Here is a 637-nt window from a genome sequence, read left to right on the forward strand (position 1 = left end):
GCATAATCATGTCAATAACCGCATGAGCATCACCTTTGCCGATGGCACTTTTACAGCCACTGAATTTGTGGCCTTTGCGCCGAATATAACGACTGTGGATTTATCTACCAATAGTTTCTCTGAATATTCTGGACAACATGAAACGGGCGGGTATACAGTCAATAACAGTAATCGCGGGATTGAGTTGAATGGCAATACCTGGCAAAAAACGGCATTTAACTACACCTTCACAGACAACACTTATTTAACCTTTGAGTTTAGAAGTAATGCATTGCAAGGCGAACGTCATACTATCGGCTTTGATACCGATAATTCGCTTAGCACACGCGATGCAAAGGTCTTTGAAATATGGGGCAGCGAAACAGGAAAAAATGGCGAAGATGATCGTATCCCTCGTATTGCCAACTACACTGGTAATGGCGATTGGCAGACATTTACTATAAAAGCAGGGGATTATTTCAACGGCGACATGCAATACCTTGTCTTTGGTAATGATGACGACATTGATGATAATGCTAACAGCCAATTCAGAAACATCCGCGTAGGTGAATTAGCGCCTGAAAGCACAAGCCTTAGCTACACTGGCCAAAGCAGTATTACGGCGAAAGCAGGTACTTTCATTCGTGAATCAGTGGCC

Annotated in this window: 1 protein-coding gene; it reads left to right on the plus strand. The window is 43.2% G+C overall.

Translation table 11 applies throughout. The features are described from left to right. Window positions 1–22: 22 nt before the first annotated feature. The coding region (locus QQK00_RS18800; RefSeq protein WP_284219235.1) for a hypothetical protein at window positions 23–637 on the plus strand (615 nt) is incomplete at its 3' end.

The sequence above is a fragment of the Agaribacter marinus genome (assembly GCF_030160655.1).
Classification (GTDB): domain Bacteria; phylum Pseudomonadota; class Gammaproteobacteria; order Enterobacterales; family Alteromonadaceae; genus Glaciecola; species Glaciecola marina.